The following is a 1,888-nucleotide window of genomic DNA, read 5'->3' as shown; positions in this document are numbered from 1 at the left end:
GGCCCCATCAACGGGGATCGGATTTGAAATCCCGACCCAAGCTATGTACCAAATGCCATGTCTTGGATATATGATGATTGCCATTCTAAACAACGCTAAAGGGAGGGTTGGTGTGAATCAATTGAAGCGATTGGTTGTCTCCGGTTTATTATTTGCTTCTTTTGGAGCGAACGCTGAATGCTGGATTATTGGTGATCTGAAAGGACAAGAAGCCTCAAGTTCAGATGGGTATAACTATAAGTTATCATCTATACCAGATACATTTCATTTGGTAATAAGTAAAGAGAAGGCGGATCTTATCTTGGCAAAAGATGGTATAGGTGGAGGTATTGATTATTACCCGCTATCTCCGAATGCCATGATGGGAAGAAGCTATCGAGATGGTCAACTGACGCTTGTCACATGGGCAATCTCAAATGACGGAAAAGTGATCCATACACGAACAATTAGTCGATCTGATATAGGCTCATTTACAGGCTCATTTGTCGGCAATGTTAAAGGCAAGTGTTAATGTTCATAACTATTTGAAAAAATACTAATTACTATTATAACCAACCATCCATGGTCATCTGTTATTGAGCTTCCTTTTGCGATGCTTGTGCTGCTGTGGTCAGTGATTGTGTGACCGTACTGATCGCTCTGTCATATGCTGTGCTACCTTTTGGCGTATTTGCCAGACGTAACAAGGCATTTCGTATAACAGGGCTTTCGTATGCCTTCGCTGCTCCGCCTACGGCACCAGCAGCAGGAACAACAAACGCAGCCGTTTTTAGCATCCCCGCTAATACTGCTGCGTTTATGATGCCACCACCAACTAACAATCCATAAAGCTGCTGACCATTTAAGTTTTGAACGTTCGCTTTTGCCGCGTGTCTTGTATCGTTGAGGTATTTAATAACGCCGTCCAGTTCCTTTCCATGTACGCCTTTAAAGAAAGTTGCTGATTGCTTCCTGTTCCGGTGTAACGCATTAATAAACTTCTCAACACTGATATTTCCAGACGGATCAGTCGCCTTATCTACAGCATTCTGAACTATGGCTGCTCGTGCGTTTTGCCTACCATTGTCATCCAGAAGCCTGTAAAGCTGAGAACGTTCTGATGGGCTTTGGCTAAAAACGAGTTTTGTTACATCCTCAGGCGTGGCCTTGCCGCTGGCTATTGCCTTTTGAACGCGCGTTCTTCCCATCATGTCATTGAATTTAGACCATGAGCGATCAACCCTTGCCATATTAATGGCTTCGTCTGCTCCAAGATTTTTGGCTACGGCTTTTTTCATATCCGCCGTATATGCCTTGTAGATAATATCGCTGGCTTTCTGGAGCGTATCTTTATCAACAGTGTCAGATGACGCCATAAATCGCTTTCGAAGATCGGTTCTGTTTTCCCTCGCCAGACGCAGGTCATTTGGTCCGCTGGTGATATCGTCTTTAAATTGCTGCAAGACTTTTACCGCGGCTCTATCCTGAGATTTGCCCGGGCGGCTTAACACGGCAATCTGATTGTCGATAGCTTTTACCGTGTTTGAGAGATCGACAGGGGTATCCCCCATAGCGTCAATTATGCGGTTATATCGCTTTCCTGCTGCCTCAATGAATTTTTGTTGCCCTTTAGTCGCAGATTCATAAAGCTGTTTATCAGAAATGCCACCCAGACCATCGCTAAATGTTCTGACTAAATTTTCTCGTGCTTGTTGTTGATTCAGCCGATTCTTACCGGTTCCAAAAAAAGGAACTCTTTCGCCTAATGTCTGAGCCTGACTCTGCATAAAGGTTTTATCTTTCAGCATGTCACTGGTCATTAACGGCAGATTTCTTTCCGATGCAAAGTTGACAGCAGCCTTTGCTTCAGGCGACATATCACCACGAACAGCCCTCGAAACCGCACTCG

1 protein-coding gene and 1 pseudogene are annotated in these 1,888 nt (G+C 44.4%); one reads left to right on the top strand and one right to left on the bottom strand.

The window, feature by feature from the left end; translation table 11 throughout:
- The coding region (locus tag RTW80_RS24565) for a hypothetical protein (protein WP_409415312.1) at positions 1 to 511 on the top strand (511 nt) is incomplete at its 5' end.
- Positions 512 to 572: 61 nt separating this feature from the next.
- Here RTW80_RS24565 and RTW80_RS24560 read toward each other — a convergent pair.
- Positions 573 to 1,888 (bottom strand): annotated as a pseudogene (locus tag RTW80_RS24560) (injection protein); the annotation flags it as partial.

Source organism: Escherichia sp. AM3, assembly GCF_032029835.1.
Lineage (GTDB): Bacteria > Pseudomonadota > Gammaproteobacteria > Enterobacterales > Enterobacteriaceae > Escherichia > Escherichia coli.
Note: the sequence above shows the minus strand (reverse complement) of the source record. Positions and strands in the feature narration are given on the sequence as shown.